The sequence below is a fragment of the Streptomyces sp. NPDC048370 genome (assembly GCF_043200825.1).
Lineage (GTDB): Bacteria > Actinomycetota > Actinomycetes > Streptomycetales > Streptomycetaceae > Streptomyces.
In genome coordinates this window covers 114,312-137,728 of sequence record NZ_JBICYI010000008.1, presented here as the reverse complement: position 1 = coordinate 137,728, position 23,417 = coordinate 114,312, and the positions used below count along the sequence as shown (strand labels likewise).

Annotated in this window: 18 protein-coding genes and 1 pseudogene; 9 read left to right on the top strand and 10 right to left on the bottom strand. The window is 72.4% G+C overall.

What is annotated here, in order from left to right; genetic code table 11:
• The first annotated feature begins 79 nt into the window (after window positions 1-79).
• Both ACGFYP_RS19420 and ACGFYP_RS19415 read left to right on the top strand, forming a co-directional pair.
• On the top strand, window positions 80-1,135 hold the full coding sequence (locus ACGFYP_RS19420; protein ID WP_393494679.1) for an ATP-binding cassette domain-containing protein: 1,056 nt from the start codon (window positions 80-82) through the stop codon (window positions 1,133-1,135).
• A 5-nt stretch (window positions 1,136-1,140) separates the two neighbouring features.
• A complete protein-coding gene (locus ACGFYP_RS19415) occupies window positions 1,141-1,938 on the top strand; it encodes an ABC transporter permease (protein ID WP_361968771.1) in 798 nt (265 codons plus the stop codon).
• A 76-nt stretch (window positions 1,939-2,014) separates the two neighbouring features.
• On the opposite strand, the gene ACGFYP_RS19410 is transcribed toward ACGFYP_RS19415, so the two are convergent.
• From ACGFYP_RS19410 to ACGFYP_RS19395, 4 genes are all read right to left on the bottom strand, one after another.
• Window positions 2,015-4,345, bottom strand: a complete 2,331-nt coding sequence (locus ACGFYP_RS19410; RefSeq protein WP_393494676.1) for a protein kinase — start codon at window positions 4,343-4,345, stop codon at window positions 2,015-2,017.
• Window positions 4,346-4,386: 41 nt separating this feature from the next.
• Complete coding sequence (locus tag ACGFYP_RS19405; RefSeq protein WP_393494673.1) at window positions 4,387-6,777, bottom strand: PQQ-binding-like beta-propeller repeat protein; 2,391 nt, start codon at window positions 6,775-6,777, stop codon at window positions 4,387-4,389.
• Between the two features lie 108 nt (window positions 6,778-6,885).
• On the bottom strand, window positions 6,886-7,383 hold the full coding sequence (gene greA / locus ACGFYP_RS19400; RefSeq protein ID WP_361968235.1) for a transcription elongation factor GreA: 498 nt from the start codon (window positions 7,381-7,383) through the stop codon (window positions 6,886-6,888).
• 189 nt (window positions 7,384-7,572) lie between these two features.
• Entirely contained in the window at window positions 7,573-7,974 is a 402-nt protein-coding gene (locus ACGFYP_RS19395; RefSeq protein WP_393494670.1) for a DUF4307 domain-containing protein, read from the bottom strand.
• 95 nt (window positions 7,975-8,069) lie between these two features.
• Between ACGFYP_RS19395 and mca the strand changes: the two genes are divergently transcribed.
• Both mca and ACGFYP_RS19385 read left to right on the top strand, forming a co-directional pair.
• Complete coding sequence (gene mca / locus ACGFYP_RS19390) at window positions 8,070-8,951, top strand: mycothiol conjugate amidase Mca (protein ID WP_393494667.1); 882 nt, start codon at window positions 8,070-8,072, stop codon at window positions 8,949-8,951.
• A complete protein-coding gene (locus tag ACGFYP_RS19385) occupies window positions 8,944-9,180 on the top strand; it encodes a hypothetical protein (protein ID WP_393494664.1) in 237 nt (78 codons plus the stop codon). The genes mca and ACGFYP_RS19385 overlap by 8 nt, the downstream gene beginning before the upstream one ends.
• A 59-nt stretch (window positions 9,181-9,239) precedes the next feature.
• Here the strand turns inward: ACGFYP_RS19385 and ACGFYP_RS19380 are convergent, their stop codons facing one another.
• Window positions 9,240-12,449: a tetratricopeptide repeat protein gene (locus ACGFYP_RS19380; protein WP_393494662.1), complete on the bottom strand. Its 3,210-nt coding sequence runs from the start codon at window positions 12,447-12,449 to the stop codon at window positions 9,240-9,242.
• Between the two features lie 243 nt (window positions 12,450-12,692).
• On the opposite strand from ACGFYP_RS19380, the gene ACGFYP_RS19375 reads away from it, so the two are divergent.
• On the top strand, window positions 12,693-13,085 hold the full coding sequence (locus ACGFYP_RS19375) for a rodlin (protein ID WP_361968245.1): 393 nt from the start codon (window positions 12,693-12,695) through the stop codon (window positions 13,083-13,085).
• Between the two features lie 189 nt (window positions 13,086-13,274).
• Window positions 13,275-15,305, top strand: coding sequence for a thioredoxin domain-containing protein (locus tag ACGFYP_RS19370; protein ID WP_393494658.1), 2,031 nt, complete (start codon window positions 13,275-13,277; stop codon window positions 15,303-15,305).
• On the opposite strand, the gene ACGFYP_RS19365 is transcribed toward ACGFYP_RS19370, so the two are convergent.
• Window positions 15,302-16,351: an LCP family protein gene (locus ACGFYP_RS19365; RefSeq protein WP_393494655.1), complete on the bottom strand. Its 1,050-nt coding sequence runs from the start codon at window positions 16,349-16,351 to the stop codon at window positions 15,302-15,304. The genes ACGFYP_RS19370 and ACGFYP_RS19365 overlap by 4 nt on opposite strands.
• Window positions 16,352-16,501: 150 nt before the next feature.
• Between ACGFYP_RS19365 and ACGFYP_RS19360 the strand changes: the two genes are divergently transcribed.
• Window positions 16,502-16,705 (top strand): hypothetical protein, encoded by a 204-nt coding sequence (locus ACGFYP_RS19360; RefSeq protein WP_393494652.1) that lies wholly within the window; start codon window positions 16,502-16,504, stop codon window positions 16,703-16,705.
• Between the two features lie 172 nt (window positions 16,706-16,877).
• On the top strand, window positions 16,878-17,111 hold the full coding sequence (locus ACGFYP_RS19355) for a chaplin (protein ID WP_393494649.1): 234 nt from the start codon (window positions 16,878-16,880) through the stop codon (window positions 17,109-17,111).
• A gap of 58 nt (window positions 17,112-17,169) precedes the next feature.
• Here the strand turns inward: ACGFYP_RS19355 and ACGFYP_RS19350 are convergent, their stop codons facing one another.
• Window positions 17,170-18,426: an NAD(P)-binding domain-containing protein gene (locus ACGFYP_RS19350; protein WP_393495065.1), complete on the bottom strand. Its 1,257-nt coding sequence runs from the start codon at window positions 18,424-18,426 to the stop codon at window positions 17,170-17,172.
• Between the two features lie 14 nt (window positions 18,427-18,440).
• Window positions 18,441-19,748 (bottom strand): ATP-grasp domain-containing protein, encoded by a 1,308-nt coding sequence (locus tag ACGFYP_RS19345; protein ID WP_393494646.1) that lies wholly within the window; start codon window positions 19,746-19,748, stop codon window positions 18,441-18,443.
• 155 nt (window positions 19,749-19,903) lie between these two features.
• Here ACGFYP_RS19345 and ACGFYP_RS19340 point away from each other — a divergent pair.
• Window positions 19,904-20,897, top strand: a pseudogene (locus ACGFYP_RS19340) (glycoside hydrolase family 26 protein); the annotation flags it as partial.
• Window positions 20,898-21,595: 698 nt separating this feature from the next.
• Here ACGFYP_RS19340 and ACGFYP_RS19335 read toward each other — a convergent pair.
• Together ACGFYP_RS19335 and ACGFYP_RS19330 are read right to left on the bottom strand one after the other, a co-directional pair.
• Window positions 21,596-22,720: a GNAT family N-acetyltransferase gene (locus ACGFYP_RS19335; RefSeq protein ID WP_393494643.1), complete on the bottom strand. Its 1,125-nt coding sequence runs from the start codon at window positions 22,718-22,720 to the stop codon at window positions 21,596-21,598.
• An 11-nt stretch (window positions 22,721-22,731) separates the two neighbouring features.
• Entirely contained in the window at window positions 22,732-23,406 is a 675-nt protein-coding gene (locus ACGFYP_RS19330) for a lipopolysaccharide biosynthesis protein (protein ID WP_393494640.1), read from the bottom strand.
• Between the last annotated feature and the right edge of the window lie 11 nt (window positions 23,407-23,417).

Below are 23,417 nucleotides of genomic sequence, written 5' to 3'. Positions count from 1 at the left end.
TCACAAACCCGTTGGGCGGCTCCAGCCCTTCAAACCTAAACTTGGGTGGAAAACGCCCAAATCCCCTGGGAGAACCCACATGCCAGGCGCGATCTACGCCGAAGGTCTGGTGAAGACCTTCGGTGATGTACGAGCTCTGGACGGCGTGGACCTCGACGTACCCGAGGGCACGGTCCTGGGCCTGCTCGGCCCGAACGGCGCGGGGAAGACGACCGCCGTGCGCGTGCTGACGACGCTACTCCAGCCCGACAGCGGACGGGCGGAGGTCGCCGGAATCGACGTGCTCAAGCACCCCAACGAAGTCCGGCGCTCGATCGGTCTCTCCGGCCAGTTCGCGGCCGTCGACGAGTATCTGACCGGCCGTGAGAACCTCCAGATGGTCGGCCAGCTCTACCAGTTGAACGCCAAGCAGGCGAAGGTCAGGGCGGGCGAACTGCTCGAACGCTTCAACCTCGTCGACGCGGCCGACCGCACCGCGAAGACGTACTCCGGCGGTATGCGCCGCCGCCTGGACCTCGCGGCCGCGCTCGTCGTCTCCCCGCCCGTGATGTTCATGGACGAGCCGACGACGGGCCTCGACCCCCGCAACCGGCAGGCGCTCTGGGAGGTCATCCAGGAGCTCGTCGCGGGCGGTACGACCCTCCTCCTCACCACCCAGTATCTGGAGGAGGCCGACCACCTGGCCCACGACATCTGCGTCATCGACCGCGGCAAGGTCATCGCGCGCGGCACGTCCGACCAGCTCAAGGCCCAGACGGGCGGCGAGCGCGTCGAGGTCGTCGTCCACGAGCCGGGGATGATCCCGGGCGCCAAGGACGTCCTCGCGCGCTACGGCCTGGCGGGGATCGGCCACGGCGAGGTCTCCGTGGAGGACCACATCCGCAAGCTGACCGTCCCGGTCACCGGCGGCGCCAAGCTGCTCGCCGAGGTCATCCGCGACCTGGACGCGGTCGGCGTCGAGATCGACGACATCGGTCTGCGCCGGCCCACCCTCGACGACGTCTTCATCTCGCTGACCGGCCACGCGGCCGAGCTGACCGAGGGCAACGGCGAGAACGGCGAGAGCGGGGCGAAGGGCGGGCCGCAGGACGCGGCCCAGGACCGCATGCAGACCCGGAAGGAGGGGGCGCGTTGAGCACGATGAACGACTCGCTGGTCATCGCCAAACGGAACCTGATCCGCATGACCAGGATCCCCGAGATGATCCTCTTCGGGCTGATCCAGCCGGTGATGTTCGTGATCCTCTTCACGTACGTCTTCGGCGGCTCCATGCAGATCGGCAACAGCACCGACCCGGAGGTCTACAAGAACTTCCTGATGGCGGGCATCTTCGCGCAGACCGTCACCTTCGCGACGGCCGGCGCGGGCGCGGGCATCGCGGACGACATGCACAAGGGCCTCATCGACCGCTTCCGCTCGCTGCCGATGGCCCGGGGCGCGGTCCTCACCGGCCGCACCCTCGCCGACCTCGTCCAGACCGCGCTGACGCTGCTGGTCCTCGCGATCGTCGCCCTGATCATCGGCTGGCGCCCCGGCTACGCGGAGCCGACCAACTTCGCCAAGGTGATGGCCGGCTTCGGCCTGCTGCTCCTCCTCGGCTACGCCTTCACCTGGATCGGCGCGCTCATCGGCCTCTCCGTCCGCACCCCGGAGGCGGCCACGTCCGGCGGCCTGATCTGGCTCTTCCCGGTCACGTTCATCTCGAACGCGTTCGTGGACTCCAGCAAGCTCCCCGGCTGGCTCCAGCCCATCGCGGAGTGGAACCCGTTCAGCGCCACCGTCCAGGCCTGCCGCAAACTCTTCGGCGACCCGGGCGTCTCACCCTCGGACGCCTGGCCGATGCAGTACCCGGTGTGGGCGTCGCTGATCTACTCGATCCTGATCGTCGTCGTCTTCCGCACCCTCTCGGTCCGCAAGTACCGCCGCGCGGACGGCTGAGGACACCGGTCGACGGCGAGGGCCGGAGGGGAGTCGCCCCTCCGGCCCTCGCCGTCGCCTCAGAGGCTCGGGGGCCTCAGGGCGCGTACCCCGAGACGAGGACACCACTGGCGAGGGAGATGAAGACGGCTCCGCCGGCGACCATCACGCCCGAGGCGAACTCCTCGCCCTCGACCGCTCCCGACCCTTCGGGCGCCTGGAAGCTCCTCGTGTCCTCGCCGCGGAGGGCGGCCGGGGGATCGGTCACGGGCACCGAGGTGACCGATTGCTGCGACACGGACAGCACCCGGTCGCCGGCGAACGCGATCGACGATCCTTCGTGGCCGAGCTGCCGACTCCACCGCTCCGCCCCGGTCTTCAGGTCGAACGTGGCGAGCCGCTCGCCGTCGATCAGCGCCACCACCCCCGCGGAGTTCACCGCGGGCGGGACCGTCACCTGCATCCCCTGCCCGATGGTCCGCTCCCGACGCAGGGTCCGGGCGTCGAGCACGTCGACGCCTTCGCTCCCCGACGGCGGACACAGGACGCGGCCCGCGCGGACCACGACGTGGAAGCAGCTGTCGAGCCCCTGGGCCCGGGCCGTCTCCTTCCCCGTGCCCGCGTCAAGGGCTCGCACGGTGCCGTCGCCGGTGACGTACACCTGCCCGCCCGCCGCCACCGGCGACTCGGGGAAGACGGCGACCGGCGTACGCCACCGTTCCTTCGGCTTGCCGCCCGTAAGTCCGACCGCCGTCACCAACCCGCCCGGCTTCTCCATGTCCGTGCTGTCGACATACGTCGTGTACAGGACGTCGCCGCGCAGATCCGTCCCCTTGACCGCGTACACGCCCCCGGGCCCGGGCTGTCGCGCCACCTCCTTGCCGTCGCTCAGCCGGTATCCGACAAGACCGTCGTGCGCGGTCATCCAGGCCACGTCCCCGACGACCGCCGGGTACTGCGCGCCCGTCTGCAACTCCGCGCCCCTCGACGGCTTCGTCCAGAGCTTCGTCCCGTCCGCCGCGCGCAGGGCGACCGCCGAGCCGCCGTCGCCCGAGCAGACCAGCACCTCGGGGCCGAGTGAGCAGGGGCCGACGCCCGCCGGAACCTGGACCGCCCACGGGGACCAGCCGGCCGGGCGGGCCTTGTGGTCGGAGCCGTCCCTGCCGAAGTCGCTCGCGTGCCCCTCGCCCCCGTACGGCTGGACCACATGGTCGAGCGCCACGGGCCCGGCGCTCGGCGTCGGCGTGCGACGTCCCGAACTCGCGCCGCCGCTCGGCGTGGCCCCCGCGGAGCCGCCCTGCCCGCCCTGCCCGCCGGTTCCGTCCTCCCGGTTGAGCATCACGACCCCCATGGTCGCCAGGACCGCCACGGCCACCGCTCCCGCCGCGATCCGCCCCCACGGACGGCGACGCGGCGCCGACGGCTCTGCGGCCGCGGGCCGTCGACCCGCCACCGTGGGGGAGTACGGCACCTCAGGGCTGATCGTCGGCAGGTCCGCCACGCCCGCGCCCGAGGCCGCCGCCTCACCGATCCGCCGCGCCGAATCCCCGTACTCCGCGAGCAGCGACAGCACCCCGCCGGGCCACGGGAACGCCGTCGGCACCTCGGCGCCGAGCAGCTCCACCAGCTCCGCCGCCGTCGGCCGCTCCGCCGGGTCGAGCCGCAGGCACCGCTCCACGACCGGCCGCAACTCCTGTGGCACGCCGGACAGTTCGGCATCGGCACGGCTGATCCGGAAGATGATCGACGCCATCTCCTCGTCGTGGAACGGCCCGCGCCCGCTCGCCGCGAACGCGAGCACCGCGCCCAGACAGAAGACGTCGGAGGCGGGCACGACCGCCCGGCTCCCGACCAGGTGCTCAGGCGCCATGAACCCCGGCGAGCCCACCACGAGCCCCGTCGAGGTGAGCGCCGTCGCCTCGAAGGCCTGCGCGATGCCGAAGTCGATGAGCTTGGGCCCGGAAGCCCCGAGGAGTACGTTCGCGGGCTTCAGGTCCCGGTGCAGCACCTGCGCCCGGTGCACCGAGTCCAGTGCCCGCGCGAGCGCCGCGCCCAGCGCCCGTACCGCCGCGACGGGCAGCGCCCCGGCCCGGGTGACGGCCTCCGCGAGCGAGGGACCGGGGACGTACTCGGTCGCCAGCCACGGCACGGCCGCGTCGGCGTCCGCGTCGACGAGCAGCGCCGCGTACGGGCTGTTCACCGCCCGCGCCGCCGTGATCTCGCGCCGGAACCGGGTCCGGAAGTCCCCGTCGACCTCCAGGTCCTCCCGGACGGTCTTCACCGCGACCATCCGGTACGGATCGGCCGTCGGCGCGTCCGCCCGGCACGCCAGATGGACCTCGCCCATGCCGCCCGCGCCCAGCCGGGCGAGCAGCCGATAGGGACCGACGAGGCGCGGCGGCTGCCCTGCGGGCAGTGCTTCCAGCACCGAACACGTCCTTTCCGTACGTCATGTGGAAGTTCAGTACGTCACTTGGGAAGCTCGACGGAGACGACGACGCCCTGGTCGTAGGCGATGTGGGCGATCCCGCCGATGACCAGCACCTCGGGGGACCGGATCATGTTGGCGAAGCTGTCGACCTCGCCCCGTTCCTCCGCGCGCGGACCCGGTGCCCCCGGGACCTGCCGCACGTCGAGGTCGGAGGGCTTGCCGTCCTTGCCGATCCGCACGGTGTAGAGCGAGGTGTAGTCGGCGTACACGACCTGGTCACCGGCGAGCAGAGGTGACGACAGTGCCTGCTTCAGCCCCGCCGGAGCGGCCTTGGTCGGGTACTGACCCAGCTGCTGACCCGTCTTCGCGTCATGGACCGACACGCCCTTGGCGTTCGCGGCCACGACCGTCCGGGAGTCCATGGCCTCGGCGTTCAGCGCGGCGACCGGCGCGGGCAGCGCGGCCCTCGGGGCGAGGGTGGCGGCGTCCATGACACGCAGCACCGTCCGCTCCGACCCGTCGGGGTCGACCATGTGATCGGAGCAGTACGCCACGGGGCCGAGGACCTTCACGGTCATACAGCCCTCGGCCTCCTTGGGGACCTGCCCCAGCAGGGCGCCGCTCTTCGCGTCGTACGCCACGATTCCGGCGTCGCTCACCGCGTACACCCGCCCCTGGGCGAACGCCACGGCGTCGAAGGGGCGGTACTCCGCGCGGGAGAGACCCGCGTTGGTCAGCGACTTGGTCCACAGCGGACGGCCGTCGGCCAGGGAGAACGCGCTCAGGAAGACCATGGTCCTGCCCGTGAGCTCGTCCGTGGTGGAACGGGTCGTGGCGAAGACCACCCCGTCGCCCACGAGGGGCCGGCTGTTGTGGTCCTGAGAGCCCCAGGCCTTCTTCTCCCAGCGGACCTTCCCGCTCCGCGCGTCCCGCACCTGGAGCTTGTCGCCGGAGGTGAGGACCACCGCGGAACCGTGGACCATCGGCCGAGCGGTCGACCCGGCGATGAAGATCCCGCCGGTGGGTCCGATGTAGCTCTCGTTGTTGCGGGGGTCCGGCACGAGGTCCGCCTCCCACAGCCGCTTCCCGCTCGCCGGGTCCAGCGCCTCGTACCGCCCGTCCACCGTCCGGCAGACCACCACGGACTCCCCGGCCGAGCAGCCGAACGCCGGGGCCGTCAGCTTCGCCTGCCACGGCTTCCAGCCGGCCGGCCGCTGCGCCGGGTTCTGCGGGACGACCCCGGAGGCGTCGGCGAGGCCCCGGTCGTCGACGCCTGCGACCTTCGCGACGGCCGGCGCGGTCGCGGGCGGAGGCGCCGCCTTCGCCGGCGGGGCCTTCTTCTCGGCCTCCGGCCACAGCAGGTACGTGCCCACACCGGCTCCGAGCACCGCGAGCGCGACCACCCCCGCGAGCAGCCCCCGGCGCCGCTTCCGGGGCGGCTCGGGAGCCGACGGCGCCACCGCCCCCATCGTCGGCAGCTGGTCCATCCCCGGCGCGACGGCCGCGGCCGGGCCCGCCGCCGGTACCTCCACCAGGGGCCCGCCCGACGCCACCAGCTGCGCGAGCTCCCGTCCGTACTCGCCGATGTGCTCCCGTACGCTCTCGGGCCACGCGGGCCGCCGTTCCCCGCCGAGGAGCTCCACCAGCTCCGCCGGCGTCGGCCGCTCGGCGGGGGCGAGGCGCAGGCACCGTTCCACCACCGGCCGCAGCTCCTCCGGCACACGGCTCAGGTCCGCCTCCGCCTGGGAGACGCGGTACAGGACGGCCGCCAGCGGCCCGTCCCCGAAGGGGTCCTCGCCGGTCGCCGCGTAGCAGAGCAGCGAGCCCAGACAGAAGACGTCCGATGCTCCCGTGACGTGCCGCGCGCCCAGGACGTGCTCGGGCGACATGAACGCGGGGGTGCCGACCATCATCCCGGTCGCGGTCATGGTCGTGGCGCCCGTGTTGCGGGCGATGCCGAAGTCGATCAGGCGCGGGCCGTCCACGGACAGCATGACGTTGCCCGGCTTGAGGTCGCGGTGCAGGACGCCGGCCGCGTGCAGGTCCGCGAGCGCGCGGGCGATCCCGGCGCCCATCTCCCGTACCGTCGCCACCGGCAGCGCCCCGCCCCGCCGCACGGCCTGCGACAGGCTCGGCCCGGGGACGTACGCGGTCGCCAGCCACGGCACCTCGGCGTCCGCGTCCCCGCCCTCGGGCGCGGCGGCGTACGTGCTCCGCACCAGGGCCGCGACCTTGATCTCGCGGCGGAAGCGGTCGCGGAAGGCCGGCTCGTTCGCCACATCGCGCCGTACGGTCTTCACGGCGGCGAAGGTGCCCCCGCGGTCCGCCCGGCCCAGGAAGACCTCTCCCATTCCGCCGGCCCCGAGCCGCGCCAGCAGCTCGTACGGTCCGATCCGGCGTGGCGTACCCTCGCGCAGCGGTCCCAGCACGTCTCATCTCCCCCTTGTGACGTGACGTCAGCCGCCATAATTACATGTGCATGCACAGCGAAGGGCCGAACCCCCAAGAGGGGTCCGGCCCTTGAACGATGCTGCGGCTCAGCCGTTGTACGGCTTGGCGCTGAGGATCTTCACCGCGGCCTTCTTGCCGTTCGGCAGTTCGTACTCGGCGTCCTCGCCGACCTTCTTGCCGTTCACGCCCACGCCGAGCGGGGACTGCGGCGAGTACGTCTCGATGTCGCTGCTCGCGTACTCGCGCGAGGCCAGCAGGAAGGTCACCGTGTCGTCCTCGTCGCCGTCGAAGGCGATGGTGACGACCATGCCGGGGGCGACGACGCCCTCGTCGGCCGGAGCCTCGCCGACCTTGGCGTGCTCCAGGAGCTGGGTCAGCTGGCGGACCCGGAGCTCCTGCTTGCCCTGCTCCTCCTTGGCCGCGTGGTACCCGCCGTTCTCGCGCAGGTCGCCCTCCTCGCGCGCCGCGGCGATCTTGCCGGCGATCTCGGTTCGCGCGGGACCAGACAGGTACTCCAGCTCGGCCTTGAGCTGGTTGTACGCCTCCTGGGTGAGCCAGGTGACGTTGTCGCTGGTCTGGGTCACAGGTGCTCCTCGTAGGTACTGGGAATACAAAGCATCGCCCTACCCAGAAGGATTGTCCTTCCTGAGTGGGCGAAACCACGAGCCTAACAATTAGTGGCGAAAAGGGGGAGGACATACACCATCAAGATGACGTCATCCCTGGTCAGCGACCGATCGTGGCTCGGCGCGCCACCGGGTCCCTACCCACCGCTACCTCGCGGTACACCCGATGAGCTCGGCGCTGGTCGCGCGCGCGGTCGTACGGATGGAGACGACGGTGTCGATCCGGTCCTTCGCCTCGTCGAAGCGGACGTCCTTGCGGCCGACCTCGGCCCCGTCCTCGGAGCGCGAGCGCAGCGTGCAGACGCCCTGGGCGTCGACGTCCTTGCGCACCTCCAGGTGCAGCTGCACCTCGGTGTCGCTCACCACGTCGAACTTGATCGTCTCCGCGCTGATCCTGCTGTCCACGACGTAGTGCCAGCCGAACCAGCCCATCAGCCCGAGGAGCAGCACACCGAGCACGGCACCGGCGATCTTGAGCTTGCGGTCGGCGCGCTCGTCCGCGGAGCGTCCGTAACGCCCCTCGGGCAGCTGCTCTCGCACCGCGCTCATGATCGTTCCTCTCGCCGCGGGGGGTGGGAATTTTCGGCCCCCCGGTTCCGTCACTATAGAGACCCCCTCAGCGACGAATCACAGAGGATCGAGTCTTGACTGAGCAGCTGCGACTGATGGCCGTTCACGCCCACCCCGACGACGAGTCGAGCAAGGGCGCGGCGACCATGGCCAAGTACGTGTCCGAGGGGGTGGACGTGCTCGTGGTCACGTGCACGGGTGGCGAGCGCGGCTCCGTCCTCAACCCCAAGCTCCAGGGTGACGCCTACATCGAGGCGAACATCCACGAGGTCCGCCGCAAGGAGATGGACGAGGCCAGGGAGATCCTGGGCGTCAAGCAGGAGTGGCTCGGCTTCGTCGACTCCGGCCTGCCCGAGGGCGACCCGCTGCCCCCGCTCCCCGAGGGCTGTTTCGCCCTGGAGGACGTCGACACGGCGGCCGGCGCCCTGGTCCGCAAGATCCGCGCCTTCCGTCCGCAGGTCATCACGACCTACGACGAGAACGGCGGGTACCCGCACCCCGACCACATCATGACCCACAAGATCACGATGGTGGCCTTCGACGGCGCGGCCGACACCGAGAAGTACCCGGAGGCCGAGTTCGGCCCGGCGTTCCAGCCGCAGAAGGTCTACTACAACCAGGGCTTCAACCGCCCCCGCACCGAGGCCCTGCACCGGGCGCTCCTCGACCGGGGCCTGGAGTCGCCGTACGGCGACTGGCTGAAGCGCTGGGACGAGTTCGAGCGCACGGAGCGGATCCTGACCACGCACGTCCCGTGCGCGGAGTTCTTCGAGATCCGGGACAAGGCCCTGATCGCGCACCGTACGCAGATCGACCCGGACGGTGGCTGGTTCCGGGTGCCGATGGAGATCCAGAAGGAGGTCTGGCCGACGGAGGAGTACGAGCTCAGCAAGTCGCTGGTGCCGACCTCCCTCCCCGAGGACGACCTCTTCGCGGGCATCCGCGACAATGCCTGACATGAGCGCACACCTGGCACTGACCCAGCTTGTCCCCTTCGCCGCCGAAGAGCTGGACAAGAACAAGGTGACCCCCGGCGTCCTCGGCTTCGTCGTCTTCGCCGTGATGGCCGTCGCCGTCTGGATGCTGATGAAGTCGATGAACCGCCACATGGGCAAGGTCTCCTTCGAGGAGGCCCCGGACCCGAAGGCGGCGCCCGCCGCCTCCAAGGCCGCCGCCCGGGAGTAGTACGCCGGCTTTTCAGGTGCGGGCCCCCGAGAGGGAGCCCGCACCTCGGCGATCCCGTCTCAGGCCACCTCCACCGGCACCCCCATGACCTCCCGGGCGTGCCGGGACGGGACCATGCCCAGCTGCCAGGCCTGCCAGCCCGCCTCCAGCTGGACGCCCCGCTCCAGGACCAGCGCGTACGCCTCCGCGCAGTCCTCCACCTTGCCGTCCCGTGCCGGATGCCGGTCCCGGACCAGAAGCGCCAGCTCCTCCTGGGCCACCGCCGTACCCACCTCCACCCCGCCAGGCGAGGCGTACGGCAGCAGCGTGCAGCGCAGGAAGCGGGCCCAGTCGGCGCCCCGCCGGTCGTCGTACGACAGGAACAGCCGCTCCGCCTCCGCGCACAGCTCCAGGGCCTGCGCGGCCTTGCCGTTCCCCGCGTCCACGATCGCCAGCTCCAGGCACGTCCACGCCTCGCCGTGGGCCACCCCGATGCGGTGGAAGTCCGCCCGCGCGTCCACCAGGAGCTGCCGGGCGAAGCCGGAGTTCCGCAGGTTGCCGGTCTGGGCCGCCCGCTGGTCGCGGGTGACGCGCCCCGAGTGGTGCCGGGCGCACGCGAGCCCGTAGACGTCCCGCATCCGGGAGAACATCGTGCGCGCCCGCTCCAGCTCCCGTACCGCCTGGTCCAGGTCCCCGCGCTCCTCCAGGGCGTGGCCCAGGTAGTACAGCGTCCAGGCCTCGCCCCGCGCGTCCTCCTGCTCGCGGTGGCGGGCCAGCGCCCGGCGCAGTCCGTCGACCGCGGGCGCCACCTCGCCCTCGACGAGCCGGGCGCGGGCCAGCTGGGTCAGCGCCCACGCCTCGCCGCGCCCGTCGCGGGTCCGCCCGTACTGGTCCAGGGCCGTACGCAGCTCGCTGTCGGCCCGCTCCACGTCGCCCATGCGCAGACAGACCTGGCCCAGCTGGAAGTGCGCCCAGGCCTCGCCGTGCACGGACTCGTTCTCCCGGTGCAGCTCCAGGGCCCCGTGCAGCAGCGAAAGGGCCTCCGCCAGGTTCGCCCGGTCCCGCTCGACCGCCGCGAGGGCGTGCATCGTCCAGCCCCGGTCGGCCGCGAGCGACGCCGGCTCCTGGAGCTCGAGCGCCTCCCGCAGCTTCACCGACGCCTCCGCGAGGTTGCCCTGGTGGTGCAGGGTGATCCCGAGCGAGCAGAGCGCCAGCGCCGCCCCCGCGTCCTGGTGCGCCTCCTGGTAGAGCGAGACCACCGAGGTCAGCGTGGTGCGCGCCTTGTCGAGCTCGCCGAGCTGCCGGGCGGCGATACCGGTCCGCCACTGCACCGACCGGGACAGCAGCCCCTGCCCGACCGCGTCGGTCAGCTCGTTGATCTCCCCGAGCCGGTAGAGGTCGCCGCGCAGCAGGCAGTAGTCGCAGAGCGCGCCGAGCAGGTTCAGTACGGCCTGCTGGTCGACGCCCTCCGCGTGCCGCAGCGCCGAGGTGATGAAGCTCGACTCGTCGTCCAGCCAGCGCAGAGCCGCGTCCAGCGAACCGAAGCCGTGCCCGTCGAACCGGTCCGCACGCGTCGACATCTTGCCGTCGACCATCCGGATCACCGCGTCCGCGAGCTCCGCGTAGTTCTGGATCAGCCGCTCCTGCGCCGCCGCGATCGCCGCCGCGTCCTCCTCGTCCTGGAGCCGCGCCGCCGCGAAGGCGCGTACCGCGTCGTGCAGGCGGTACCGCTCTCCCCGCACATGGTCCAGGAGCCCGGCCCGGGCGAGCCCCGCGAGCAGCCGCGCTCCCTCCTGTCCGCTCGCGCCGAGCAGCGCCCCGGCCGCCGCCGCCCCCAGCGAGGCCCGCCCGGCGAGCGCGAGCCGCCGCAACAGCCGTCGGCCGTCCTCGTCCAGATCGGTGAAGTACCGTACGGAAAGAGCCCGTTCGACCGGGTCCTCACTCCAGGGGCGGGCCAGCAGATGCGCCAGATCGGCCATCGACCGCCCGCCGAGCGAGGAACCGGCGACCCGCAGCGCCAGCGGCAGCCCGCCGCACAGCTCCCGGATCTCCGCGCAGGCCTCGGAGTCGTACGGCCCCGGGTCCGGCGCCTGCGCCGCCTCCCGCAGCAGATCCTCCGCGCCCGCCGCGTCCAGCGCCGCGACCGGCAGCACGTGCACGGACGCCGGTACGTCCCCGCCCAGGTCGAGCGGCTCCCGGCAGGTGACCAGGACCAGACTGTCCGAGCGCTCGGGCAGCAGCGTACGGACCTGCTCCGCCCCCACCGCGTCGTCCAGGATCACCGTCACCGGCAGCCCGGTCAGATGCTGGTGGTACAACTCGGCCAGCCTGCGCACCTGTTGCTCCGCCGACGAGCGCTCGCGGAAGAGCAGCTGCTCACGCGGCGCGCCGAGCCGGTTCAGCAGGTGCAGCAGCGCCTCCCGGGTCGACAGCGGCTTCTCGCCGCGCGTCCCGCCCCGCAGGTCCACCACGCACGCCCCGCGGAACTGGTCCCGCAGCGCGTGCGCCGCCCGTACGGCGAGCGTCGTGCGGCCCGCACCCTGCTCCCCGTGGAGCATCACGACCGTCGGCCGGGTCTGCGTCGACGCCCGGCCGGCCTGCACCCACTGGGTGATCTGCGCCAGCTCGGCCCGCCGTCCCGTGAACGGCCCGCCCGGGTCCGGCAGATGGCCGAAGGACTGCTCCAGGACGTTCCGCCGCCGGGCCGCCGCGCTGCGGTCGACGCCCCGCAGCTGCGACACCACCTTCTGCGCGGGCTGCTGGGCCGTCGCCAGCAGCACCCGCTGCTGGTCGAGGAAGGGCCGTACACCCCGTACGTCGAGCGCCGTCAGCCACTGCAGCCGCAGCTGCTCGGGGCCGCCCGGCTGGCCGAGCGCGCCCGCCCTGCGGTGGGCGGCCGGCCAGTGCCCCGCGGTCACCTTCAGGACGGTCACCGCCGCGCCCGCGACCGCGACCACGGCTCCGGCGCCGAGCGCCGTCCCGGCCGCCGTGCCGAGCGCCAGGTCCGCCCCGAAGGCCGCGACCGCCGCAACGGCCGTGACCAGAGCGGGTGTTCCCACCGTCGCTCTGCTGAATCGATCCCCCAGAGACCGCTGCCCGGCCTCCGACTCCTCCAGGGCCCGTAGATAGGCCGCGTACTCCTCGCCCGCACTCGCCGCCATGGTGTCCAGCGCGGCCCGGCCGCGTGCCAGCAGGGCCGTGGCGTCGGAGCGGCCCCCGGAGCGCCGCACCTCCTCCTCCACGGCGCGTGCCAACAGCCGTTCGGCCTCGGCCCGGTGGCTGTCCCGCATGTGCGTCCCCCTCCGAGAGCTTCCGCTTCCGGCCCCAAGTGTCCTGCGTGACGCGCGTCGGCGCGAGGGAGCGGGGAGCCCGGCGTACCGAACGCGTGGCCCTCGACACGGCGTCCGATGGCGTTCATCAGTGGAATAGCGCGTCCGAGTGACCCCCCGGAACCAATCCCATCCGAGGCAGTTGATCAGCGTGCTTCGGCTAACGGAGCGTTCCAGGGCCCTCGAGCTCAAGAAGGAAGACTCGTGATCAAGAAGGTTCTCGCTACGGCGGCAGTTGCGGCTTCGGTCGTCGGTGTGACGGCGACCGCTGCGTCGGCGGCCGGCAACGATGGCGGCAGCGCCAACATCATCGGCAACACGTCGAAGCAGTCGATCGGCAGCAACTCCACCGGCGGTTACATGAGCCCGAACTTCGGCCTCATCAACGGTGGCGTCCTGCACTGCTTCGACATCCAGAAGCTCCAGGCGCAGGTGCCGGTCGGCGTCATCGCCGTCCCGGTCGCCGTCCAGGACGTCCTGGGCAACCCGACGACGAACCAGACCTGCAACCAGAACGCGGTGCAGCAGAACGGCGACAACGCCCTCTCGCACATCCTGGGCGAGGTCCTCTCGCAGAACGGGAACGTCGGCGGCTGAGTCCGACCGCACCGCTGAGGCGGCCCCGTTCCTCGCATTCGACCTGCGAGGAACGGGGCCGCTTCGCGTCCTCCCCCAGAGCCTTCGGCCTGGGGGTGTCCCCATCCGTCTCCGACGGCACTGCCCCGTTCGCGCGCCGCCACCCGTGGCGTACGACCGGGGCCTTGTCACGTGCGCGAGGATGGGGCCATGCCGAACAGACTGGCCCATGAGACGTCCCCCTATCTCCTCCAGCACGCCGACAACCCGGTCGACTGGTGGCCCTGGTCGGCGGAGGCCTTCGAGGAGGCGCGCCGCCGCGACGTCCCCGTGCTGCTCAGCGTCGGCTACAGCAGCTGTCACTGGTGCCATGTGATGGCCCACGAGTCCTTCGAGGACGAGACGACCGCCGCCTACGTCAACGAGCACTTCGTCGCCGTCAAGGTCGACCGCGAGGAGCGCCCCGACGTCGACGCCGTCTACATGGAGGCCGTGCAGGCGGCGACCGGCCAGGGCGGCTGGCCGATGACCGTCTTCCTCACCCCGGACGCGGAGCCCTTCTACTTCGGTACGTACTTCCCGCCCGAGTCCCGGCACGGCATGCCCTCCTTCGGTGACGTCCTCGACGGGGTGGCCCGGGCCTGGACCGACCGCCGTGACGAGGTCGGCGAGGTCGCCGGGAAGATCGTCAAGGACCTCTCCGCCCGCTCCCTCGCCTTCGGCGGCGACGGCGTGCCCGGGGAGCCGGAGCTGGCCCAGGCGCTCCTCGGCCTGGTCCGCGAGTACGACAGCACCTCGGGCGGCTTCGGCGGGGCGCCCAAGTTCCCGCCGTCGATGGCACTGGAGTTCCTGCTGCGTCACCACGCCCGTACGGGAGCGGAGGGCGCGCTGCAGATGGCGTCCGACACCTGCGAGGCGATGGCCAGGGGCGGGATCTACGACCAGCTCGGCGGCGGCTTCGCCCGCTACGCGGTGGACCGCGAGTGGGTCGTCCCGCACTTCGAGAAGATGCTCTACGACAACGCCCTGCTCTGCCGGCTGTACGCGCACCTGTGGCGGGCGACCGGCAGCGACCTGGCCCGGCGGGTCGCGCTGGAGACGGCCGACTTCATGGTCCGCGAACTGCGCACCCCCGAGGGCGGTTTCGCCTCCGCGCTCGACGCGGACTCCGACGACGGCACGGGCAAGCACGTCGAGGGCGCCTTCTACGTCTGGACCCCGGACCAGCTGACCGCCGTTCTCGGCGAGGAGGACGGGGAGTACGCGGCGCGGTACTTCGGGGTGACGCCCGAGGGCACCTTCGAGGAGGGCGCCTCCGTCCTCCAGCTCCCGCAGGACGCAGGGGTCGCCGACGCCGACCGGATCGCCTCGATCAAGGAGCGGCTGCTCGCCGCCCGCGAAGGGCGCGAGCGCCCCGGCCGCGACGACAAGATCGTCGCCGCCTGGAACGGCCTGGCGATCGCCGCCCTCGCCGAGACCGGCGCCTTCTTCGACCGGCCCGATCTCGTCGAACGCGCCACGGAGGCGGCCGACCTGCTCGTACGGCTCCACATGGGCGAAGGCGCACGGCTCTTCCGTACCTCCAAGGACGGCAAGGCCGGTGCGAACGCGGGGGTCCTGGAGGACTACGCCGATGTCGCCGAGGGCTTCCTCGCGCTTGCCGGGGTCACCGGCGAGGGCGTCTGGCTGGAGTTCGCGGGCTTCCTCCTCGACATCGTCCTCGACCAGTTCGTCGCCGAGGGCGGCGCGCTGTACGACACCGCCCACGATGCCGAGGCCCTGATCCGCCGCCCCCAGGACCCCACCGACAACGCGACCCCCTCCGGTTGGACGGCCGCCGCCGGCGCCCTCCTCTCGTACGCCGCGCACACCGGCTCCGAGGCGCACCGCACCGCCGCCGAGGGCGCGCTCGGCGTGGTCAAGGCGCTCGGTCCGCGCGCGCCCCGGTTCATCGGCTGGGGCCTGGCCACTGCGGAGGCCCTGCTCGACGGGCCGCGCGAGATCGCGGTGGTCGGCCCCGGGGACGACGACCTGGCCCGGGCGCTGCACCGCACGGCGCTGCTCGGCCCGGCGCCCGGCGCCGTCGTCGCCTTCGGCGCCCCGGACGGCGAGGAGTTCCCGCTGCTCAAGGACCGGCCGCTGGTGGGCGGGGGCGCGGCCGCGTACGTCTGCCGCCACTTCACCTGCGACGCCCCGACGACGGACCCGGCGGACCTGGCCCGCACGCTCTCCCGGCCCTAGGGGCAGACCAGGGCGGCGCCCCCTGCCGGTCGGTAGTCGCCCAGGCCCTTCGGGATGCTGCTCGTGGATGTGGGGCGGGCCGCCGGCAGGGGCCGGTCGGAGCGGAGCGCCTCGAACACCTCCGCCGCCTGCTCCTGGTCCCAGCCGATCGAGGACCCCACGCCCTCGATCAGCGGGTTGAAGCGGGTGATCGGCAGGGTCGCGAACTCCGTGTCGGCCGGGGTGAGGTGGCGCAGCCGTGCGGCCAGCGTCACCATCTCGGTCACGGAGAGGGAGCGCTCGACCGGCGCCGTACCGCGCAGGGTGGACGCGAGCAGCCAGAGCTTGACCGGGTCGTCGAACAGGCCGGCCCGGATCGTGTTCCAGGTGTTGACGACGAACGCCCGCTGCTTGTGGATCCGTCCGAAGTCCATCTTCCCGTCCGCGCGCCGCGACCGTACGTACTGCAGCGCCTCGCCGCCCTCGACCCTCTTGGTGCCGGGGGCCAGGTCGAGCCCCGTGACCGGGTCCTTGAGAGGCTCCGTCGTACAGATCGGCACCCCGCCATGGACGCGGTCGACGGCGTCGACGAAGCGCCGGAAGTCGATCGACAGATAGCGGTGGACGGGTGTGCCCGTCATCCGCTCGACGGTCTCGATCGTGAACGCGGGTCCGCCTTCCGAGTGAGCCGCATTGACCTTCACCGGGTGCGGCGCGTGCGTGGTGCCGTACCGCTGGTCGACGTGCGGGTAGGGGAGCGAGGTGAGCGAGTCGCGGGGCAGACTGACCACGCTGACCCGGTCGTTGGCGGCGGAGACGTGCACCAGCATGATCACGTCGGTGCAGTCGCAGCCCTTGCCGCCGGCCCTGTACCGACGCAACTCGTCGGCGGTGAGGCCTGCCCGGCTGTCCACCCCGACCAGCAGGATGTTGAGCCCGTGGCGGGGGGACGGCAGCGCGGGGGCGGCGTCGGCGAGCGCACCGGATCCGAGGGCGAGAAGCACGGCCGAGGCGAGCACGAGCCGCCGGGGGCGGGAGAATTCACGGACGGAGTTCCTGACGGGCATGTGCACACCTCCGTGGTTCGGGAACGGGTGGAGGGGCACCGTAAGCCGTTGTCCCTCGCACACAGGTTCGCGACGCGACATGGTCCGCTCGAATCACTCGCCTGCGGGCACTGTGTAATGATGCGGGAACCGCCGTGGATGGGAGGGAAGATGGCACCCGATCCCGGGAAATGGGAGCGGATGGCCTTCATTCCGAAGAGCCGTTATGTGGCGGACCCGCCACCCGTCGACAGGGGACCCTTCCCCGTCTATTCGTCGCTGGTGCAGCAGTGGGCGCTGGCCGGGCGCACCGTCCCCGGCCTGCCGGACCGCGAGTGGGAGCGGCTGGTCGCGATGCCCGTCTGGCCGCGATGACACCTCCGGAGCGGTGGGCTCAATGGAGTGAATACCGATCGGTCGGGGATAAGCCGGTTTCCTTTTCGGGGCATGGTCGTTGTGATGTGTGCGGCGGAGGCCGGGGGCTGCATTGCACCGGCGATTCGCGAAATCCGTGAAATTCCGTCCGCCGCGGAAAGGACCTAAGAAAATGAAGTGCAAGAAGGCCGCGGTCGTCGTCGCCGGACTGTTCATGGCCCTGGGTGCGGCCGCCCCCGCGATGGCGGACGCCGACGCGCACGGTGCGGCCATCGGTTCGCCGGGTGTCCTCTCGGGCAACGTCGTCCAGGTGCCGATCCACGTTCCGATCAACGTCTGCGGCAACTCCGTGAACGTCATCGGTCTGCTGAACCCGGCCGCCTTCAACACCTGCGTCAACGCCTGACGCACGCTCAGGGCCGGCCTCCGGAGCGTCCTTCGACGCCCCGGAGGCCGGCCCTTCGTCATGCCCGCGCCGCCGGCGTCCGCTCGTCGCCCGTCCGCGGACGGCCCACCGCGCCACGGGACGTCGCCCGCAGCCGCTGCCGTACCCCGCGCACAAGGCGTCCGGCCGTGTAGCCCGCGCCGAACACGAACCGCATCGACGGCCCGTACGAAGGTGCCGTGAGCAGCCCGGCGAGGAACAGGCCCGGCCAGGAGGACTCGAAGAGCGCCCCCACCTCCGGCGCCCCGCCCGCACCCACCGTGCGCAACGAGCCCCGGAGCGCGGGGGAGAGCACCCCGGCCCGGTCCAGGTCCGGCGTGAACCCGGTCGCCGCGATGACGTGGTCGGTCTCCAGGACGGCCGGCCCCTCCGGCCCCGACACGTCGAGCCGGAGCCGCTCGTCGGCGGTCGCCGCCGCCCGGACGATCTGCGCGCCGAGGCGTACGTCACCGACGGCCGCGAACCGTTCGCGCAGCCACCACGCGCCCGCCGGGCCGAGCGCCGAGTCGAAGATCCGCTCACGGGTGGGCGCGGGCAGCCGCCGGAAGATCCCGGGGGTGTCCGCGTACAGCCGGTTGTGCCAGCCGCAGCCGAGGCCCGTGTGCGGGGCGCGGATCGACTGCCAGAGGCCCCGGTCGAGGGCGGGCGGGAGGGTGTTCCAGTTCAGCCGGTCCGAGCGGGCCAGGATCCGGGCGTGCGCGCCCTGTTCGGTGAGGATCGCCGCCGTCTCCAGGGCCGCCTGACCCGCGCCGACGACGGTGACGTCCTGCCCGGCGAAGCCGTCGAGTTCGCCGTGGTGGCTGCTGTGGGTGACGTACCGGCGCGGGAGTCCGCGCAGCGGGCCGGGGATCTCCATGAACGGCAGGACGCCGACGGCCAGCGCCACCGTGCGGGTACGGAGGGTCTCGCCGTCCTCGGTGACGACCTCGAAGCCGTCGGCGCGCGGGGCGACCGAGGTGATGAGGCGCTCGTCGAGCGCCGGGACGGTCTGGCGGGCGAACCAGTCGCCGTACTCGGCGAAGAAGCCGACCGGGAGCGGGACGCCGTGCTCGGCGCGGACCCCTCGGGACGCCGCGTAGGCGTCGAGCCCGTACGCGCCGCGTGGGTCGGAGAGATGGGAGGCCCAGGGCTCGGACTTGAGGAACATGCCCGAGGGCATGGCGTGCCAGGACTCCATCGGGCGGCCGAAGGTCCGCAGGTTCAGCCCGTGGGCCGCCGCGTGGGCGGCCACCGAGAGCCCGTAGGGTCCGGCTCCCACAATCACCAGGTCGTACATGGTGCCTTCCGTTGTCATCGTCGGGTCATGCGGTCGGAGACGGCACGGGCCGCGGGCGGCGGCGACACCGCCGTCACCTTCTGTGGACGGCCCGGGAGGAGAAGCCGACGGAGCGTCACCACGCCCTTGCGCAGGACGTGGAGGAGCCAGGCGCCGGCCATCGCGAGCGCGGGCGCGAGGTCGTCGGCGGCGAACCAGGCCGTCTCCGTGCCACCGCCGCCCCGCCCGCGCGGTCCTTCCGTACGCCGCCGGCCGGGCGAGGTGAGCACCGACAGGGCCGCGTAGTTCTCGACCACGAACCTGCGTCCGTACGCGGGGGAGTGCGCCGGGACCGGACGGCCGGTCAGGTCCAGGTGCATCGCGCGGACGACGTCGAGCCCGTCGGGATCGGCGAAGAGCCGGAACTGCGCGCCGGGCCTCGGGTTGAAGTCGAGCAGGTGGTACGCGCCGGTGCCCCGGTCGAGCCGGAAGTCCAGGTCGAACACGCCCCGGTGGCCGAGCGCGGCGAGCAGCTCGCCCGCCGTCCGCTCGACCTCGGGGTTCGCCGCCCAGCGGCCGACCGCCGTGAGCCCCGCCCCGTCCGGCCACGACCGCTCCTTGCGCCCGGTGGCCCTGGCGACACAGCGGCCGGTGGAGTCGACGTACCCGTGGACGAACCAGTCCAGATCGCGGCCCTGCGGCAGAAGCCGCTGGAGCAGCAGCCGGCTGCCGGCCTCGGACGTACGGGCGTACAGCGCGCGGACCTCGGGGAGTGAGCGCACGATCGAGGTGCTGCGCAGCCCGCTGCCGGGCGGGAGCAGCCAGGGGCGGCTCCACTTGGCGACGACCGGGAGTCCCAGCGCCCAGGCCATGGCCGAGGCCTCGTCGGCGCTCTCCGGGAGCTCGGTCGGGGGGTGCGGGAGCGACAGGGCGCGGCAGGTCTCGGCGAGCTCGGCCTTGTCGGCCACGCGGGCGAGCCGGTCCGCCGACTGGTCGGGCAGGAGGTAGCGGTCCGTCAGTTCCGCGCGGTGTTCGGCCAGGGCGAGGGCGCCGAGGTCGTCGAGCGGGACGAGGAGCGCGGGGGTCTCCAGGTCGGCCGAGAGCCGGAGCAGGAGGTCGGCCAGGGCGGCGGGGAGGGCGGACGGCGACAGGGGCTCGGGGCGGGTGCGGACGGTCCGGACGTAGCGGGAGCGGGCGGCGGGGCTGGTGGGCGATTCCAGGACCGCGTGGACGGGGACACCGGCTCTGCCCAGGGAGCGGGCGGCGCCCAGCGTGCCGTGATGGAAGGGGTTCCGGTCGAGTCGCACGAGGACTGCGGGGACGCGGGTGTCAAAACTCGGCACGGCATTCCTTCATCTCGGTGCCCCAACTGGGCGATGAAATACACCAATGGACTACTGATCAGATCGCAGCGGCGTTCACGGTCGGCTTATTAGGAATACTTTCTGAGTATCGGACTGACGAGCCATCAAACAGTTCAGCGCGTGAAGGAGTGGCCATGGGAAACCGGAAGCGGAAGACATCGAGTGTGTGGCTGGGGGTGTTCACCGCAGGTCTCCTTGCCTCAGGTTCCGTCGTGCTGTCCTCCCCGGTTCACGCCGCCGAATCCGTAACGACACGGAACCCCGAACCGACTCTCTCCACCGCATTGGGCGCGTTCCTCGAATCGGGACCGCCCGGCGTCAGCCGGATCGGCCAGCTCCAGCGATGGCTCGGCGGACGGGAACTCCGGGTCGGGCACACCTACCTCCCCGGAGACCTCTGGTCGAACATCGAGAGCCCCCCTGGCTTCCTGGACGCCTGGGCGAAGTGGCGCAACGAGCGCGCCGACCGGCTGTTCGTGCTGAACGTACCGATGCTGGAGCGGAACGAGGCCGGGGTCTCCGACTACGAGGTCCGCCGTCAGCTCCAGCTCGGTTCGGCCGGGTACTACGACCACCACTTCAAGACGCTGGCCGAGCGGCTCGTCGCCCTGAAGGCCACCGACACCGTCATCGTCCTCGGCTGGGAGATGAACGGGACGACGTACACCCACCGGTGTGCGCCGGATCCGACGGCGTGGAAGAAGTACTGGACGCGGATCGTCACGGCGATGCGGTCCGTTCCCGGTCAGAAGTTCCGCTTCGACTTCAATCCGAGTCGGGGTACGGACGCCATTCCGTGGACGCAATGCTATCCGGGTGACGATGTCGTCGACATCATCGGCATGGATTCGTACGACCAGCCGCCGGGGTCGAGTTTCGACCGGCATGTGAGCGAGCCGTACGGGCTGCAGCACCAGGTGGATTTCGCGGCCGCGCACGGCAAGGAGATCTCGTACCCGGAATGGGGACTCTTCCGGAACGGGGACAATCCCGAGTACATGCGTCGGATGCTCGAATGGATGGGTGAGCACAAGCCGCTGTACCACACGATCACGGACTACTGCCCGCACGGCGTCTGGCAGTGCGACGACAACCCGCGGTCCTCGCAGGTGTTCCGCCAGATGCTGTCGGGCGCGGAGCCGGAGGTACCGGAAGTACCCGAGGTGCCGGAAGTTCCCGAGGTCCCGGAGGTCCCTGAAGTACCTGAGGTTCCGACGGAGCCCGAGGTCCCGGAGGTTCCCGAGGTTCCCGAGGTGCCTGAAGTCCCCGAGGTACCCGAGGTCCCGACGATCCCCGTACCGAAGCCGGAGCCGAAGCCGGAACCCAAGCCCGAGCCCAAGCCGGAACCGAAGCCGGAACCGAAGCCCGAGCCGAAGCCGGAACCGAAGCCCGAGCCGAAGCCCGAGCCGAAGCCCGAGCCGAAGCCGGAGCCCAAGCCCGAGCCGAAGCCGGAGCCCAAGCCCGAGCCGAAGCCGGAACCGAAGCCGGAGCCCAAGCCCGAGCCGAAGCCGGAGCCGAAGCCGGAACCCAAGCCGGAGCCGAAGCCGGAACCCAAGCCGGAGCCCAAGCCCGAGCCGAAGCCCGAGCCCAAGCCGGAGCCGAAGCCCGAGCCCAAGCCGGAGCCCAAGCCCGAGCCCAAGCCGACCTGTTGGACCGTGAACCTCGGTTCGTGGGTCGAGAGCTGGATCGGTGGGCCGGTCTGCGTCCCCAAGGTCGAGATGAACTGGAAGGACGAGGTCGAGGCCGAGGTCAACGACGCCTGGGAGGACGTCCTGGACAGCGACAACTGGCCCTTCTGACGGCCACCCCCACGGCGGCGGAGGAGATCATCCTCCGCCGCCGTTCGTCCGCCCCGGCAGCCGTTCGAGGGCACGCCCGACCCAGGCCCGCTCCCGCGCCTGCCGGGCCGCCCAGCGCCTGCCGTCCGCGGCGCCCGCGCGCAGCCACAGCAGGGGAGCCGTACCGCGCCCCGCCAGCATCAGCCGCTGGTTGGGCACGGTCTCCGGCCGCCAGTGCTGCTTGTACGGTTCGTTGCCCCGCAGCATGCTCAGCGTCGCCCGCCCGCTCGCGCTGGTCTCCCGGGCGCCGTGCCGCAGCAGCATCGTCGCCACGTCGACCTTCCGCTCCCGCAGGACGGGATCCGCGCCGTACAGGTACCCGCCCGCCAGACGGGGCGACATCAGGGTCAGGTCCGCCGCGACGACGTCCCCGCCGAGCCGGAACTCCGTCACCCGCGCGGCCCCGTGCTCGACCATCGGCCGGACGGCCCGCGCGAGATGCTGGGCGAAGCGGTCGCTGGTGTGCTCGACGGTCACGCCCCGCCCCTGCCACTGCAGCTGATGCAGCTTCAGGAGCCGTTCAAGGGCGGCCGGCACCTCGTCCCCCGGCACGATCCGCTCGTCGATCCCGAGCGCGTCCAGCTTCCGCAGCTTCGCCCGCACCCGCTGGGCCTTGCCGGACGGGATCCGTTCGAGCAGGGCGTCCATCGGCACGGCGGGCAGCTCCAGGCAGAGCGAGTCGGGCAGCCGCCTGCGCGGCCCCCGCCAGTGCGCGAAGAGCTGCTCCGCCGCCGCACCCGGCCGGACCTCGCGCAGATCGACCACCGCTCCGCGCGCCGCCACGGCCAGCGCCCGGGCAAGGGCGGGCGCCGCCTCCGGGCACGCGTCGTCGAGCAGGACGTCCGTGAAGTCCGTGATCGCACCGCCGAGCTGAGTGAGGACCGGGAGCGGGCCCCGGGCGCGTGCCAGGGGCGCCGCCGCGACCAGTTCGCCGTCCTCCCGCCGTACGAGCACCACCCGCAGCGCGCCAGGAGTGCCGTACGACACCCACCAGGAGTGCAGCCAGGAGTGCGACTGGAACGGGGTCGCCGTGGAGCAGCGGGCGTACAGCGACGCCCACCGCTCGGCGAGCCGGCCGAACTCCGCGCCGTCCCTGCAGACCTCGGCTCTCACACCGCCCCCCGTCACACCGCCTCCGGTTCCGGCTGGGGCTGCGGCTGGGCCGCCGCCGGGCCGGGCACGGCGGCGGAGGTCTGCCGTGAGTGCCGGGCATCGGCGCGCACCGCGCGCGCGGGCCGCCCCGGCCGTACGAGCAGCGCCAGGCCGCCGAGCAGACCGCCCGCGCAGCCGCCGACGAGCGCGGAGAGCGGGGCGGAGGGCGAGGCGGGCTCCACGGGCTTGGTCGCCCGCGAGAACTGCACCACCTTCACGCCCGTGCTCCCCGAGACGTGCGTGCTGTTGAGGACCAGGGCGCGGGCGACGCCGTCCGCCATGGAGACGGCCTTGGCGGGGGTGGCGGAGCGCGCGGTGATGGAGATCATCGGCGCGTCGGGGGAGGTCGCCGCCTGCACGCTCGCGCGCAGGGTCGCGGCGGAGACGCCCGCCCACACCTGCGCGTCTCCGGTCACCGCGATGTCGGTGGCGACCCGCCCGTACGCCTGGGCGAAGCCGAGCGCGGCGGCCGGGTCGGACTTCTCGCCGGGGACCACGATGACGTAACTCGTGGCCGCGTACTGCGGGGTCTTCACGACCCCGTAGCCCGCGCCGAGGGCCGTGCCGACCAGCACGGACGCCGGCAGCACGAGCCATCGGCGGGGGGTGCGCAGGGCCGCGGTGAGCCGGGCGCGTCGGGGACTCATGGAGCTCATCG

Bases quoted from the DNA above. Each gene is read 5' to 3' on its own strand.
- ACGFYP_RS19420 (WP_393494679.1), top strand. From the start codon at position 80: ATGCCAGGCGCGATCTACGCCGAAGGTCTGGTGAAGACCTTCGGTGAT.
- ACGFYP_RS19415 (WP_361968771.1), top strand. From the start codon at position 1,141: ATGAACGACTCGCTGGTCATCGCCAAACGGAACCTGATCCGCATGACC.
- ACGFYP_RS19395 (WP_393494670.1), bottom strand. From the start codon at position 7,974: ATGAGCGCGGTGCGAGAGCAGCTGCCCGAGGGGCGTTACGGACGCTCC.
- ACGFYP_RS19385 (WP_393494664.1), top strand. From the start codon at position 8,944: ATGCCTGACATGAGCGCACACCTGGCACTGACCCAGCTTGTCCCCTTC.
- ACGFYP_RS19380 (WP_393494662.1), bottom strand. From the start codon at position 12,449: ATGCGGGACAGCCACCGGGCCGAGGCCGAACGGCTGTTGGCACGCGCC.
- ACGFYP_RS19370 (WP_393494658.1), top strand. From the start codon at position 13,275: ATGCCGAACAGACTGGCCCATGAGACGTCCCCCTATCTCCTCCAGCAC.
- ACGFYP_RS19365 (WP_393494655.1), bottom strand. From the start codon at position 16,351: ATGCCCGTCAGGAACTCCGTCCGTGAATTCTCCCGCCCCCGGCGGCTC.
- ACGFYP_RS19360 (WP_393494652.1), top strand. From the start codon at position 16,502: ATGGCACCCGATCCCGGGAAATGGGAGCGGATGGCCTTCATTCCGAAG.
- ACGFYP_RS19355 (WP_393494649.1), top strand. From the start codon at position 16,878: ATGAAGTGCAAGAAGGCCGCGGTCGTCGTCGCCGGACTGTTCATGGCC.
- ACGFYP_RS19350 (WP_393495065.1), bottom strand. From the start codon at position 18,426: ATGTACGACCTGGTGATTGTGGGAGCCGGACCCTACGGGCTCTCGGTG.
- ACGFYP_RS19330 (WP_393494640.1), bottom strand. From the start codon at position 23,406: ATGAGTCCCCGACGCGCCCGGCTCACCGCGGCCCTGCGCACCCCCCGC.